Raw genomic sequence first — 235 nt, 5'->3', positions numbered from 1 at the left:
ATGCAGCTCTGGGTGGCTCCAGCCCAGAAGATCCTGCCTGCAGCGGACCGTGCAAAGGCCAGCGCGCTCGCCGCCGGTCGCGGCGAGGCAGGAACAGTCAAGCTCGCTTATGCCGGCGCATCAACCCACGTACTGGTGGGAGTGCTCGCACGGGAAGTCCGGAGAGTTCACCCGGGCCTAGAATTCCGCCTGAACAGCCAGGACTTCGCGCTCCCTGCCCTCGCCCGTGTCCTTC

Annotated in this window: 1 pseudogene; it reads left to right on the top strand. The window is 66.4% G+C overall.

What is annotated here, in order from left to right:
* Positions 1-235 (top strand): annotated as a pseudogene (locus AC3XQU_RS24930) (hypothetical protein); the annotation flags it as partial.

This window comes from Telluria sp. AZSoR62 (assembly GCF_058111565.1).
This window is presented reverse-complemented; position numbering and strand designations above follow the sequence as displayed.